General features: G+C 52.4%; 7 tRNA genes. All 7 read left to right on the forward strand.

Features of this window, described 5'->3' with window-relative positions:
- Window positions 1–42: 42 nt before the first annotated feature.
- Window positions 43–115: transfer RNA gene (locus tag HMPREF2933_RS08615), tRNA-Asp, on the forward strand.
- Between the two features lie 27 nt (window positions 116–142).
- A tRNA-Lys gene (locus HMPREF2933_RS08620) sits at window positions 143–215 on the forward strand.
- 9 nt (window positions 216–224) lie between these two features.
- Window positions 225–306, forward strand: a tRNA-Leu gene (locus HMPREF2933_RS08625).
- Window positions 307–316: 10 nt separating this feature from the next.
- A tRNA-Thr gene (locus tag HMPREF2933_RS08630) sits at window positions 317–389 on the forward strand.
- A gap of 19 nt (window positions 390–408) precedes the next feature.
- Window positions 409–480: transfer RNA gene (locus tag HMPREF2933_RS08635), tRNA-Gly, on the forward strand.
- 7 nt (window positions 481–487) lie between these two features.
- Window positions 488–573: transfer RNA gene (locus HMPREF2933_RS08640), tRNA-Leu, on the forward strand.
- 9 nt (window positions 574–582) lie between these two features.
- Window positions 583–656, forward strand: a tRNA-Arg gene (locus HMPREF2933_RS08645).
- Window positions 657–658: the final 2 nt, after the last annotated feature.

Genomic DNA, 658 nt, shown 5'->3' on the forward strand with positions numbered 1-658 from the left:
GATCCCGTTAACTCCCATTTCTTTAAGCGGAAAGGCTTAATAGGTCCCGTAGTGTAGCGGTTATCACGTCGCCCTGTCACGGCGAAGATCGCGGGTTCGATTCCCGTCGGGACCGTTTTAGTGTATAGAGATACATTAGAGAGACTCGTTAGCTCAGTTGGTAGAGCATTTGACTTTTAATCAAAGGGTCACTGGTTCGAGCCCAGTACGGGTCATAGTCACAGGCGGGTGTGGCGGAATTGGCAGACGCACCAGATTTAGGATCTGGCGCTTAACGGCGTGGGGGTTCAAGTCCCTTCACCCGCATAGGAGATAAGCCGGCTTAGCTCAGTTGGTAGAGCATCTGATTTGTAATCAGAGGGTCGCGTGTTCAAGTCATGTAGCCGGCATTAAAGGAAAGAAGCGAATGCGAACGTAGTTCAGTGGTAGAACATCACCTTGCCAAGGTGGGGGTCGCGGGTTCGAACCCCGTCGTTCGCTTGAGGAAGCCGGGGTGGCGGAACTGGCAGACGCACAGGACTTAAAATCCTGCGATTGGAAACAATCGTACCGGTTCGATTCCGGTCCTCGGCATAGGAAAGAGCACCCTTAGCTCAACTGGATAGAGTACCTGACTACGAATCAGGCGGTTAGAGGTTCGACTCCTCTAGGGTGCATA

Source organism: Streptococcus sp. HMSC066F10 (genome assembly GCF_001813805.1).
Lineage (GTDB): Bacteria > Bacillota > Bacilli > Lactobacillales > Streptococcaceae > Streptococcus > Streptococcus vaginalis.